Below are 13,637 nucleotides of genomic sequence, written 5' to 3' on the forward strand. Positions count from 1 at the left end.
TCAATAGCCTCTGCAAATTGCAGGGGCTTTTTTGTTCCTCACTATTACTAAGAAAAATAAACAACAATGGCAAAAAGTAAAGATTTTAAGTTTATCAAAGGCGCATATTGTGCTGGTTCTCCAGCTGATATTTGCTATTACACTGATGTCGATTACTGGAGCGTTCAAGATTTCTTATGGGAGTTTGACTATCTCGTCAACTATATCAATCCCAGCAAAATACGCATACATATCAATTCGGTAGGCGGAAGTGTCATCGAAGGTATGAGCGTCTTTGCAAAAATCATGGATTGCAAGATTCCAACTGAGTGTATCAATGACGCTTTGGCTGCTTCAATGGGTTCAATCATTTGGGCTGCTGGCGATGAGCTGTATATGAAAGATTATGCGCTTCTGATGATACATAATCCATTCTGTGATGCAGATGGAGAGAAACAATACAATCAAGCCACTGAAGCCTTTACTCAGCAGCTTAAAACCATTTATGTTAAGCGATTTGGACTCTCAGAAGAAGAGGTCGAAAACATTATGAATGGCAAAGAAGGTGATGATGGCACTTTCCTGACAGCAGCTCAGGCAGTTGAGAAAGGATTTGTTCAAGCCGATCATGTTATTGAAACACCAAAAGCCATCAAAGACCAAATCCAAGCTGCTTTGAAAGACACCAAGGATGTCAGTCAAATCAAGGCAATTTATGGATTGGTGTCACCTACACTCCCGTCAACAACTATTAACGAGCAGAAAACCATATTAAAAATAAATACAATGGATGAAAGTAAAATCACCGTTTTTGCCGCTCTTTTCGGACTGACAGGAGATAAGGCAACCGCCGACAATGTTACGGCGAAAATCAATGAGCTGAAAGCTAAAGCTGACAAGGCTGAAACTACGCAGAAGGCTCTTGACGAAACTAAGGCAGAGCTTACTAAAGCCAATGCTGAACTTACCGGCGCTAAGACTTCAATCAAGAATCTGACTGAAGATCTTACAAAGACTAAGGAAGCTCTGAAAGTTTATCAGGACGCAGAAGCCAAGGCTCAGGAGAAAAAGGTCAATGACCTTATCGACAAGGCTATTGCTGAGTGCAAAATCAACAAGGATGAGCGTGAGGACTATCTCAAAATGGCCCGTAACGACTTTGAAATGGCTGAACGAGTGCTCGCAAAGATTCCTGCCCGTGACAACCTTGGTGGCATCATTTCTCATGCAAATCAGCAAGAAGCCATAAAAGGCACTAAGACTGAAGAGCAGAAAATTCAGGCTAAGGTCGAAGAAGTTGTAGGTCAGAGCTTCAAGTTCCGTACTCTCGACTAATCACCAACCCATTCATCATTAATAAACTATAATTTTAACAACAATGGCAGCATTTACTTTTAACGCAGGTCAGAGTAACTATACTGGTGAAGTCCTTGGTGATCTTCTGACCCTTGCCGCCCAGGAGAATGAGACTTACAAGGAGGGTCTTATTCATATCAAATCGGGCATCCAGAAGAAGTATGCACTTCCCAGCGTACAGCTCGGAAAAATCATTCAGGATCATAAGGCTACACCTGATTCCAGTAAGGGCGAATATACATTCGCAGAACGCTATCTGGAGCCGGAAGACTTTATGATCTATCTCGAATTTAATCCTCGTGACTTCGAGCAGTATTATCGTCCCTTCCAGCCCAAGGGCAATCTTGTGTTCCGTGAGCTTGATCCCAAGGTTCAGGCTACTATGATTCGTCTGCTCATGGAGCGTGAACAGGAATACATTAACCAGGCTATATGGTGCTCTGCAACACCAGATGAAGCCGCTAAGGTTTCAAGCAGTGATGGAAAAGTTGCTGCTGGCAAGACTGAAATCGGTGGTGAAGCGGAAGCCGGTCCTATGAAGTATTTCAATGGCGCTATCGCTCGTATGCTTATGAACGCAGCAGCTGCTGCTACATCGGAAGATGCTAAGTGTGGTCAGGTCAAGATCGCCGGTTCAGGCGCATTTGCAGATGGCGAAGCAGTCGAGAAAGAGCTTTATGCGATGTGGGAAGCAACTCCTCCCAAGATTCGTAAAAAAGCCGGTCTTGTTATCCTGATGGACTATAAGTCCTGGGATGCTTATAACAAGTATCTATCGGCTAAGACTATGAAATATAGCGACAACCGCAAAGAGAATGAGCATCGCTTCCAGGGCAAGCGCATAATTCCGATGGTTGCACTCCCCAATGATACAATCTTCTTCGGCTGTTTTACAACCGGCATGGATTCAAATCTCTGGATGGGTGTTGATTATGCCAATGACGAAGATGTGCTTCAGATCGAAAAGCTTCAGAACAACTCTGAGCTTTACTTCATGAAGGTTCTTCTCAAAATGGACGTAAACATTGTTCGCCCGTCTGAGATTACTGCTCATATTCCGTTCACATATACAGCAGCTTCTTCAGGTGGCGGTTCCGGCACTGGCGGTTAATCTCTAATTCAGCTACTAACGATAACGCAAGGCGGTGTTACAGCCGCCTTGCTTAAAATTCAACAAATATGGGTAGAAACAAAAAAACCGAAGCTGCAAAAACCGAAGAACCGGTAGTTAATGTAGAGATTGAAGTCGAAGAGCCAACAATACCATCTGAACCTCAGTCAGAAGCTGAAACTCCAGTTCCTAACGATATTAAAGAGGTTGAAGAAGCTCCTAAAAAGAGTAAAACAGCCGATGAAATTTCGCCTCGTGATGCAGAATTGATGCGTCTTTACCCCCAGTATGAAGAGATTTGGATTACACCTGATGGCTTTGTTCATCCTAAAGGTGCTTCAGCTTTTCTTCTTAAAGGCGCAAAGCTTTATAAAAACAAATTTTACAACAAATAAAAAACAAACTCACATGGCTACGAATACAAATTTAGGCGGTGTTTTTACCACTGACATTGACAGTAAGCGTAACAGCAATGTGTTTCTCAGCACTGAGAATGTTGTAGGTCTCATCTTTGATACCAGTATCGTAGGTGGTCTTGAAGCAGCTCTTGGAGCAGACACATTAGCAGCTACTAATTTCGCTGGAGGCAATGTGGTGGAACTGAACACCTCGAAGGATGTGACTGAAGCCGGTATTGACGAGACCGTTCTTGCAGGTATTGCAAAATACCATCTTGACTGTTTCTTCAGCCTTGCCGGTGGCACACAGCGCATCTTTGTATCATTTATGAACAGCGACGATGACCCCGATTTTGAGGCTGTCGAAAAGATGCAGCTTGTATCTGGCGGTATTATATATCAGATTGGTGTATGGACCGGCAAACCTCTCGCTAAGAAAAATGCCGATGACACATACTCTATTGAGGCTGGAAATGTCTGCGCAAAGCTTGAAGCTGTTGCAGAAGTTCTTGGTGGTAAGGTTGGTATTACCAACTATGAGGGCAACGCACCTCTGAACATTCTGGTATCAGCACCAATTCTGAATGAGGCTGTCATAGACATCAAGAAACTTCCGGATCTTAGTGGCATGAATATGCCAAAGGTTACTGCTCTTTTGGGTCAGGCACCTTCGGATACTGTGCATGAACTGATGTATGCCATCAATCATGTAAAGGACACTGCTTCTTATGCTCCTGTCGGCTGTGTAGGCGCAGCACTGGGATGTCTTGCAGTAGCTCCTGCAAATGAAAGTATCGCCCACGTTGCAAGCTTCAACCTCGCTGCTATTATGCAGGATGCAGAACTTGGTTTTGGCAAACTCGTTGAGGATGCTGACAACAAGAAGTATGCGGCAGAATCTTCGTTCACCAACATCAAGACTATCGGTTACACGAAACGCAACACCTACCTTCACAAGAATGGATATGTGTTCCTAACCAACCATGACGGTCTTGAAAACAGTATCTTCTTCAGCAGTGATCAGACACTCAGCACCGGCGATTATCGCACTCTTGCTCGTTGTCGTGTTATGCACAAGAGTCGTCGTGTAGTTCGCCGCGCTCTCCTGCCTCGCGTAAACAGCAATGTAGAGATTGATGCCAGCACCGGCACACTGTCAGCATCAGCTGTTGCAGAGTTCCAGAACCTTGTAATCGAGGCTTTGGATAAGAACATGGTAGAACCCGGCACTTCTAAACCTCAGATCAGTGGACGTACCTGTACCATTGATGCTGATCAGAATGTGCTGGATACCGATGCAATCGACATCGAATATGCTCTGGTTCCGCTCGGCGTGACCAGCGTTATCAATGTGACTGAGGGCTTCACTTCCACTATCTAAAGCCAAAGTTTAATCTAAATCAATTATACAACAATGGCAGCAACAATTAATAATGTAGCATACAGTTGGTCGATGATTCAGCTTCAGACCAACCTCGAAGGTGAAAGTGCCCAGAACCCTATTTTAGTTGACTGTACCGCTATTAAGTGGGACACCAAACGAAAGATTGAACCTATCTATGGTCTGGGCGGTCAGCCCCGTAAGCGTGGTTTCGGCAACGTCACTTATGAAGCCAGCATCACACTGCCTTATGGCACTCAGATTGCTCTTCGTGACAAGTCCGCAGACGGCACATTACTTGGTCTTGGTGAGTTTAACCTCATCGTTTCTTGGGTCAATGACGTAGCCGCCAATATCACTTCTGAGACTGTAACCCTTGCCGGCTGTATTCTCGCAGAAGGTGGTATGGACGCTAACCAGGATGACACCTCTCTGTCAAGAGAGTTCGACCTCCATCCGCATCGCATCTACACCGGCAAAGTTCAGAGCAACCCCAACATGAGCTGGTCTCACGAACTTTACGGTGGCGCCTAATCGGTTTTCTTGTTATACTTCAGTTAGAGGGGGCAGTCAAAAATGGCTGCTCTCTCGTATTTTTTTTAATGGGTACTATTATATATTGACGGCGCAAAAATGCGCTTAACTGATTTCTTAACAAAAAACCAATAACAATGAGTAGAGAACGCAAAACAGAAACTGCTCCTGTGCAGATGGAGACCGAACAGGCAGCTCCCGCTATCGAATTCATCAACAATGTCAATGTGCCTATTGAAGTGCGCGAAGAAATCATCAAGAAAGCCGAAGCTTTGAAGGCTGAACACAAGCTCCGCAAGGTGTTCATCGTCGTTGTAGAAGGTGAAGAAGGTGACGAAAAGCCCCTGTATATCGCCTATCTGCGCCGCCCCAGCCTCATGCACTTCAGTCAGTATATGAACTTCGTTCAGAAGGACGTGGTTCAGGCAAACAAGATGCTTGCCACCAACGTATTCCTCGCCGGCGATCGTGAACTGGTTGATGATGATGACCTGTTCCTCTATGGAACCATGTCTCAGCTTTCGCAACTGATTGATTCCCGCAACGCCGACATGGTAAAAAAATAGAGCGTTGTCGCATAGGTAAAGAGGATAATTACAGACAACGCTTTGCACTAACGGCTTACTACTATCCTCATTTGGACTGGGATCACATGACCGATGACGATTTTGCCTTTTGGTCAGAAAACGCAATTTGGGTACATTCTCAGATGTTAATGGTTCAACAAGCCAATACGGTAGGTATGCTCACTGGAGGTGCAAATAAATAAGGGTAGGAGCTTAACGGCTCCTATTCTTATTTCTGGACTATTATTATAAAAAGTCATCATGGCGCAACTCAGTTATATAGATACCGGGATTAAGCAAAAACCGGACTTAACATTCAATATCCCCACTGATGAAAGTGTGGGGGCTTTCTTGTTTGATATAAGTGGTTTTGACAAACCCTTTGAATCTTATCCATTATTATATCATAATTTCCAAGACGGCAAAATACAGTGTATCAAAAACATGGATGATGCTCTTTTGCTGGGGATTGAGAATAATGCTTTTCTGAATGGATTAGTTTATTATCATCTTTCTCAATTTTTTGATTTCATTGGAGATAATCAAGAAGTATATATAGCAATCGCTGATTGTTCAAAAAACTGGGATGTTATTCAATTCATGCAGCAACAAGTAAGCGGCAGATTGTTTCATATTGGAGTATGGACTTCTCAGCCTATTTGGAAACTTCGTGAAGATAAGTCAATGGGATTCACTTCCCTGATTACAGACTTACAAGCACAAGCTGATGAAATTAATGGTAAAATTGGAGTATCAACTCATACAATGGTACCGTTACATATTATGTTATGTGGTAACAGCAATTACCTTGGGGGAGAAAAGATTAATTACAAAAAACTTCCTAATGCTATTGAGCTGAATTGCCCTAAAGTTTCTATAGCTCTTGTACAAAACGGTTCTCAAGAAGTGCATCAAATGCAAGGCAGCAATCCATTTCAGGCACCGGTCACATCGTTAGGATTAATTATGGCTTGTTTGGCTCTATGTGGTGCCGAAGAAAGCATTGCATCTCTTGAAAAATGTGACCTCAATAAAAATGAAGGATTCAATAATCCTGAATGGGGTGTGGGCAGCACAGGTACTCCAATGAAAAATGTACATAGAGTATGGGCAAACACCATATCAGCCAAAGGCTATATTATTCCTATTGATTATGAAGGTATTGAAGCTTCATATTTTTTGAGTAGTGATCAAACTTTATGTGAAGGTCAATTCAGTACCATAGCGAATAATCGCGTTATGCACAAATGCAGACGTGCAGTTTGTACCGCACTTATTCCTTATGTGAATAGTAATCACATATATGTGCCAGGCACTCATAATATTAGTACCACCTCTATTGCGATTATTACTGATTCTATTAATACCATTTTGGATTCAGTGATGAAAAACAAAAAAGGTCAAAATCAGATAGACGGTCGTGTAGTCACTTTTCTGGATAATGATGACTTGTTGGAAACGGATGCAATTTCCATGAAATTGGAGGTTGGACCGGTTAATTACAGTGGCTTCATTTCAGAAGAGGTTTCACATGATATTTAACTCTTTATAGGTTCAAGCGTATCAAAGAACCTCGCCCCATCCCCCAAAAGGGTTTGGGGCTTTTTGTACACTATTATAAGGTAGCAAATCATTTAGAATTACTACCAAATGGCAGACTATAAAGATTACATTGTCAGGTATGACATTATAGCTGATGTAACCAAGGCAGCCGAAGGTCTTCAGTCGATTGCGACTATCGCAAAAGAATTTGAGGGTCCTATGCAGACTTTGCAGAAGGCTATCACTCAGGTGAGCCAATCGGTTTATCAGTTAAAACAAAATTCGCAGATTACATTTGCGCCTAAAATAGACACCGGTGCATTTAATAATCAGTTGCGAGCAATGGTGACACAAGTTAGAAGTGCCGCCGCCGAAATGCACTCTGCAATCTTTCAAGCTCTTTCTGGTAACTCAACTGCAACTCAAACCGCTCAAAAAGGTATTGGTTCTGCTCTAAATTCTCCAAGAACAGTTGCAGCAATAAAGAAGGATATTGAAAGCTATAACAGAGAGTTAGATAAACTCTTAGGTACACCCCAAAAAAATAAAAAGGGTGATACCATAAGAAATCGTGATGGCTTGATTCAAATGACCAAAAATGGATTGGCAAAAGCCAGTGTACATGATCAAGCCATATTCCAGGAAAAATTAATGACCCTGGAAACTCAGAAAAGAGCTATTCAAAACATCATTCAGCAACGCAAAGCTGAACTTGCAATGGCTGAGAAACTTGAAAAGGAGGCGGCGGCACAGCAGGCAAAAACGACAAAAGCACAGTCATCTGCTATTACTGCTACTTCCCGTACCACCGCACCTCAGCCAGCCAAACTCACCAATGTAACTCCAGCAGTTATTAGAGAGTGGAAGAAAGCTTTTGGCGATGCAAAAAATAAATCTCTGACAGTCAATATCCGTGGAAACGCTTCAGGTTCCAATGGTGCATTGACTGTGATTGAACAAATTCAAACTTCATTAAAATCCTTACAGTCGCAAGCTTCTTTCAATATCAATCCGGTATTGAACACTGAAGGCTTTGCTGCTGCTGAAGCTCAACTGCGTCAGCTTGCAAGTTTAAGCGCTGCCGTAGTTGCCCCCTTCACTTCAAAAGATACAAAGGTTAAAGGGAAGCCCGGCAATGTGGTTTCTACTCTTACTAAAGAAGAAAAAACCAGATTAGCGGACGCTCGTAAGCAAATCAAGACTTGGAATGATAAAATTGCTCCCATTCAGCAACGTCTTGATGCTAACAGAGCCATTCCCGAAGAGCAGAGGACACCAGCTGTTAAAGGGCAGATAACTCGTGATGCAAAGACATTAGCCACTTATCAGGCAAATAGGGCGGAGCAAGAAAACATTGTTCGCAATTTGCAAGGTAGATCTGTCGCAGCAGTTCAGTCAACAGCCAAAGCAATTAAGCCGTTAGCTCTTGATATAGTAGGTAATCTGTCAAAGATTAATGTAACAGCTAAACCACCTGTTGTTCCTATCGTTGGTGAAATAACCAAACTGGAAGGTAAGATTACAGAAGCTATACCGGTCAATGTAAAAATAATGTCAGACCAGGTTGCAGCTTCTGTCAGGTCAATTACACCCAAACCGGTTCTGGATGTACAGGTTCATCTTGTCACAGATCAGGCAAAGCAACAGTTACAAACTCTTGCTTCACAGACCAAACCTATTCAGAAGCCAGTAACTCAATCTGCAACTGGCTCCAAGACAACTGCAACAACTCCTGTTTCATCTACAACTACTGCTGCAATTCCTCCTACTGCCAAAACTAAAAAGGCATCTTCAAAAGCAACTGTTACCAGTGTAGTTGATACAAGAGACGTTATACGTCAGATTAAGGAGATTCCACGTCAGACTATTCCAGTCGCCATAAAGTTGATGTGGGAACGTGGTGCTATCGGAAGACAAGAGCAACTGAAAAAAATGGCTGGCACAATCCCGCCTATAAAACTGTCTCTTGATTCTTCGACTGCTCTTGTTCAACTTGAAGAGTTCATTGCCAAAATTAGAGCTGCAAGTCCACAAAACATAAAGCTGACAGCTACTGGTGTACCGGCAGTTCATTCTGCAACTACACCTACGCCCGCTTCAAAACCTGCGGTTGTATCTCAGCCAAAACAACAGACTGTAACTTCAGCAACTAAGAAAACTCCAGTTGTCGATTCTACCAAGCAACTGAATCAGCCTAAAATTCCACCAGTTTCTTTAACTCTTGATACAACTGGAGCTGTAGCTGCTTTGGAAGAGTTTATTGCTAAGGTAAGAGCTGCAAGTCCACAAAACATAAAGCTGACAGCTACTGGTGTACCGGCAAATACTCCTACTCAGGCAACAACTGCACAGCAAACACCTGTCGCTCCAACAACTCCGACTACTCCTATTGTGCCCCCTATCGCTACTGGCGGTACAACTCAGCAAGGAAAAAAACAAACTGGTCACACCGGTCATCAGCCCCTTACTGTTCAGGAACGCTACGATAGGCAAAGACAGCAATCTGAAGAAAGAGCGCGTAAGCAGAGAGGTGATAATAGATTTAGAGCCGCAAAACATCAGGAATATATCTCACAGCAGCAAGCATGGTATGCTCAACAGCAATCCATGTATAATCATCTTTTCCGGAATATTCCGAGAGATGCAAAACCTGATGTGAATTGGATTCAACGTGAACAAGCGAAACGCAATGCTGAATTAGCTCGCATGAGAGCAGATGCTACAGCAGCATTTGCGACTCCCACCCCTTATGAGGCAAAGGAACGAGCCAAGGCCGTAGCCAATAGCATAAATCGACATCAACAGCAGGCAACCAGATTAAGGGCGCAAGCTTATAATTCAATGCTTCCATTTGCTCAGAGTAAGGAGCAAGTGAATATGCTGACTAAGCATCGCAAGTTCTTCCGTCAAGCGGTTGCCACTACTGGCATTGTGCCTACTCCTGGCATGGAGGCTCCTCAGATGTTGAGATACTTGCAAGGTGTTTCGTCTCAAATGCAGCAGGCAAGTGTTGCAGTTCCCTGGCAATTACAAAGCCAAATCAACAAACTGGAAGGTCAGATAGCTAAGAGCAAGGGTATTGGAGAATCTTCACCTTCTCGTAGTGCAATGGCTCCTATGCCTGTTCGACAGAAGCCTTTCTTTGATCGTACACGTAAATGGGCATATCCCTTTACCGGACAAACATCTTTCGGTGTTCGCACACCTATGGCTGTTGATATGGCAAAGGGCATGGGTGTTATGTTTGCGATTGGGGGTGCCATGTCTGCTATCGGTAGCTCTTTCAGTCAAGCAATGGAGTATCAAAACACCATGCGCACTACCCAAGCCATACTTCAGAATGGTACTGATTCTTATAGTCAGAACGCCTTCAAAAATATGGAGGGCACTGTGCGTAATGTTGGTGTCAAAACCAAGTTCTCTGCTCCTGAAGTAGCAAGTGCAGCACGATTTCTTGCAATGGCTGGTTATGATATTGATGCCATCAATGATGCTATCAGACCTATTGCTGACTTAGCTCTTATTGGTGATTCCGATTTAGGAGAGACCGCCGATAAGATGACTAACATTATGACCACGTTCCAGATTGCGCCGGAGCGTATGCGTGAAGCCGCAAATATTATGGCAACAACTGCAACAAGGTCAAATACCGACCTGATGATGCTGGCTGAGTCTGCTAAATATGGTGGTGGCGTAGCTAATATGTATGGGCGTAATGATCCCAATCTCTTTGCTGATACAATGGCTTTGTTTGGTGTCATGGGTAATGCCGGTATTCAGGCATCATCTGCCGGTACCGCATTGCGTATGATGTATCAGAACTTATTCAAGCCTAATAAGAATCAGCAGAAGGTTCTCGATATGATGAATCAGAGCTATGGAATTACCACTTTGAAAGAAGATGGTAGTTACAGAGCTATGTCTGACATCTTGATTGAGATGGCGCAACGCATACCTGAGAATCAAATGGCTCAAATTGTCGGCAATCTTTTCCGTATCACTGCACAACCAGGAGCCGCTGCCACATTGCTGGCAGCTGCCGGAGGTGATAAAGGAATAGCTGAAGAAATTGGTAGCGGCATTGAGATGATGTCTAACAAGATGAGCAGCAAGGCTGGCATGAGTTCACTTGTCTCTCTAATGTTGGCTAACCGTAATTCTGTCAATGGCAATATTTCAGGTGCTATTGCTGAAGAAAAACAGAATACCATTACAGGTTTATGGGCGCAGGTAACTTCAACATTTACCGAAGGCATTGTTCAAGCTTTTGAGAAACGTCAAGGTGGATTTGAAGGCATATTGAAGAAACTCAGAGATTATCTTGCCAAGCCGGAGACAATTCAGATTATGCAGAATCTTCTGGATATGATCATCGAAATTGGTAAGGTAATGGCTTGGTTTGTCAAGATTTGGGCATCCCTCTATAATGCCGCCCCCAACATGATAAAATGGTGGGTAATACTTCAGATGGGTATTACTCAGATGGGAGCCTTGAATGCACCAGTTGTTTCTTTGATAGGCGTATTTGATCGTCTCAAAGGGGCAATCTTGTGGTTGGCTGGAGTATCATCTGTCGCCGGCACTTCTGTTGCTCGTAATGTAACGAGAGGGGCTGCTGTAAGTTCTGCTGCAAATGCAGCTATGATGGGTACGCCTCTTGTAGTGGGTCAAGGAAAATGGGGCAAACAGACCATTTCTGGAAACACAGCAGCACGGGCACGTCAGGCAATGACTGCCAATGCCATTCTTGCAGGAGAGTTAGCCCTTAGTGGAGCTTCAAGAAAATCCACACTTGAAACGCTTAATAAGGAAACTCGTCAACACTATGCTGCTGTTCGTGAAAGAGCTGCAAGAATATATGGACCATCGAGAGCTGTACGAGCCTTCAAAACAGCTGCCACAACACTGCCGACAATGGCATCTTTGGCTCCTATGTTTGGAGGATTAAAGAGTATGCTTATGGGTCTGTTGACTGGGCTTGCCAAAGCTGCCTGGTTCCTTGTTAATCCTGTAACCTTGGCAGTTGGCGCTGTTGCAGGTCTTGGTTATGGTCTTTATAAATTGAAACAGCGTATTGATGGCACTTCTGAGGCACAGCAACGTGCAAGAGTAGAAGCTAATAAGGCTGCTGATCAAACTACCAGAGAATTGACGAAAGAGGGCAAATGGTATCAGGATTATATGAATGAGAATATTCCTGCCCCCTCACCAGTCATCTCCAGTATTAATACTCAACAGATTGAGCAATATAAAGCCGATGAGGAGCGATTCAAACAACTGTACGCCACCATCTTTAATGATTTTTCAAAAGACGCAAGTAAACAGTCGATTAACGATGTGTCAACTAAATGGCGTTCAGTCATTAACAGTAACCCCGCTTTTAGATTGGCTATTGGAAATGCAGCTAACTATGATTTCTCTAAGAAGCATAAACAATTAGATTATAATCCATATAATAACAGCACTAATGGCGCAGTAGCTCTTTGGAATCTATGGCACGCTGATGAGGATAATGCTATCAATCAAAGGAATGGCATGGTTCAAGATGCACTGATGATTGAGGGCGCTAATGATATCCGTACCCAACAAGCCATAAGAAATATTGCAGAATTACGTCAAAAATTCTTGAATGGTGAGATAGCTTCTGAAGCTGAATATCAAAGAAAAGCTCAAGAAATTCGTACTAACTTCATGTCGCAATTCACTGCAAAATTACCTGCTGCCGGAATGACCCCGGAACAATTCCAGCAAACAAGTAATCGCAGTGTTTATGACACATATCAGTTAGGGGCACAGAATCTTCTTGATGCTACTATCAATGGTAAGTTAGGTACAATGACAGGCAAAATGAACGCCTATCAGTGGCTATCTGATGCTGAAAATCGTGCAAAACTCTATACGGCTGAATGGTATAATGCGATTTCTAATATCATTGGAGATTATCACATTATCTACGATGCTCTTTCAGATGATGGTCAATTACAAGCCAAAATTGAACTTGAATTGTCCACATTGTCTGATGGCAGTTTGGACTTTACGAATATCTTAAAGCAAATTCGTGATAAAGTAGCCAACTTTAATCTGACAGTTCAGGGTTTTTCAGACATTATTGGCACAGCCTATAAAATGATGGCTGAAGCTGGTGTCATTGATATAAAAGATAGAAATAGCCTTAGAAACCAGATTCGGCATCAAATGACAGGGGCCAAATATAATGATAAAACCCCGGAAGATTATTATGATCAATGGATTCGGAGTAATAGTAATTCTGAATGGGTTAAAGCTGGCATCAGCAAAAAACAATATGTCGATTTTATTATGGGTCGCTCTGGAGAAACACTTAATTTGGGCAACCGAATTGTTTCCCGTTCAGAAGAAAAGAAACAGATGTGGCGCAATATGGCAGGCAAAACAGCTGATAAAATTTTGGAGCAGAATCAAAATTTGATTAATCAGGCAGAAAAGATGGGTAATCAAAATAATAACACACCTCAAGGTGTATCAACACCCACCACTCCAACTTCTGTTAATAATCAGACAGCTTATGCTTCCCCTTATGAAAGAAGTGCAGCCAAACCTACACAAGTAATCATCAATATCAATGAATTGGCTCACTTTGACAGAACGGCGATTGCATCTAATGCTGATGAACGTGATCTGATGGCTGCTATGGAAGAGCGTATCGCCGGTGCAGTCTATCAAATCTTTGCTGAGGCTTCCAACCAATCCCAGCGAATAATGGATCTTACTTAAAATACAATGCCGCCTGG

Annotated in this window: 8 protein-coding genes; all 8 read left to right on the plus strand. The window is 43.0% G+C overall.

Annotated elements, in window-relative coordinates; genetic code table 11:
- Positions 1–66 precede the first annotated feature (66 nt).
- The 8 genes from C5S62_RS07790 (at position 67) to C5S62_RS07825 (ending at position 13,620) form a co-directional block, all read left to right on the plus strand.
- On the plus strand, positions 67–1,314 hold the full coding sequence (locus C5S62_RS07790; protein WP_104404818.1) for an ATP-dependent Clp protease proteolytic subunit: 1,248 nt from the start codon (positions 67–69) through the stop codon (positions 1,312–1,314).
- Positions 1,315–1,357: 43 nt separating this feature from the next.
- Positions 1,358–2,446 (plus strand): hypothetical protein, encoded by a 1,089-nt coding sequence (locus tag C5S62_RS07795; RefSeq protein WP_223301183.1) that lies wholly within the window; start codon positions 1,358–1,360, stop codon positions 2,444–2,446.
- Positions 2,447–2,514: 68 nt separating this feature from the next.
- Positions 2,515–2,841, plus strand: coding sequence for a hypothetical protein (locus C5S62_RS07800; RefSeq protein ID WP_104404819.1), 327 nt, complete (start codon positions 2,515–2,517; stop codon positions 2,839–2,841).
- Between the two features lie 13 nt (positions 2,842–2,854).
- Positions 2,855–4,225, plus strand: coding sequence for a DUF2586 family protein (locus C5S62_RS07805; protein ID WP_104404820.1), 1,371 nt, complete (start codon positions 2,855–2,857; stop codon positions 4,223–4,225).
- A 33-nt stretch (positions 4,226–4,258) separates the two neighbouring features.
- Positions 4,259–4,759, plus strand: a complete 501-nt coding sequence (locus C5S62_RS07810; protein ID WP_223301184.1) for a hypothetical protein — start codon at positions 4,259–4,261, stop codon at positions 4,757–4,759.
- Positions 4,760–4,896: 137 nt separating this feature from the next.
- Positions 4,897–5,325: a hypothetical protein gene (locus tag C5S62_RS07815; protein ID WP_104404821.1), complete on the plus strand. Its 429-nt coding sequence runs from the start codon at positions 4,897–4,899 to the stop codon at positions 5,323–5,325.
- Between the two features lie 261 nt (positions 5,326–5,586).
- Positions 5,587–6,867: a DUF2586 family protein gene (locus C5S62_RS07820; RefSeq protein WP_104404822.1), complete on the plus strand. Its 1,281-nt coding sequence runs from the start codon at positions 5,587–5,589 to the stop codon at positions 6,865–6,867.
- A gap of 108 nt (positions 6,868–6,975) precedes the next feature.
- Entirely contained in the window at positions 6,976–13,620 is a 6,645-nt protein-coding gene (locus C5S62_RS07825; protein WP_104404823.1) for a phage tail tape measure protein, read from the plus strand.
- The last annotated feature ends 17 nt before the right edge of the window (positions 13,621–13,637 follow it).

The organism is Prevotella sp. MGM2, assembly GCF_002933955.1.
Lineage (GTDB): Bacteria > Bacteroidota > Bacteroidia > Bacteroidales > Bacteroidaceae > Alloprevotella.

What these genes read in the sequence shown, in the direction of transcription:
- C5S62_RS07790 (WP_104404818.1), top strand. Translation starts at nt 67, where the DNA reads ATGGCAAAAAGTAAAGATTTTAAGTTTATCAAAGGCGCATATTGTGCT.
- C5S62_RS07795 (WP_223301183.1), top strand. Translation starts at nt 1,358, where the DNA reads ATGGCAGCATTTACTTTTAACGCAGGTCAGAGTAACTATACTGGTGAA.
- C5S62_RS07800 (WP_104404819.1), top strand. Translation starts at nt 2,515, where the DNA reads ATGGGTAGAAACAAAAAAACCGAAGCTGCAAAAACCGAAGAACCGGTA.
- C5S62_RS07805 (WP_104404820.1), top strand. Translation starts at nt 2,855, where the DNA reads ATGGCTACGAATACAAATTTAGGCGGTGTTTTTACCACTGACATTGAC.
- C5S62_RS07810 (WP_223301184.1), top strand. Translation starts at nt 4,259, where the DNA reads ATGGCAGCAACAATTAATAATGTAGCATACAGTTGGTCGATGATTCAG.
- C5S62_RS07815 (WP_104404821.1), top strand. Translation starts at nt 4,897, where the DNA reads ATGAGTAGAGAACGCAAAACAGAAACTGCTCCTGTGCAGATGGAGACC.
- C5S62_RS07820 (WP_104404822.1), top strand. Translation starts at nt 5,587, where the DNA reads ATGGCGCAACTCAGTTATATAGATACCGGGATTAAGCAAAAACCGGAC.
- C5S62_RS07825 (WP_104404823.1), top strand. Translation starts at nt 6,976, where the DNA reads ATGGCAGACTATAAAGATTACATTGTCAGGTATGACATTATAGCTGAT.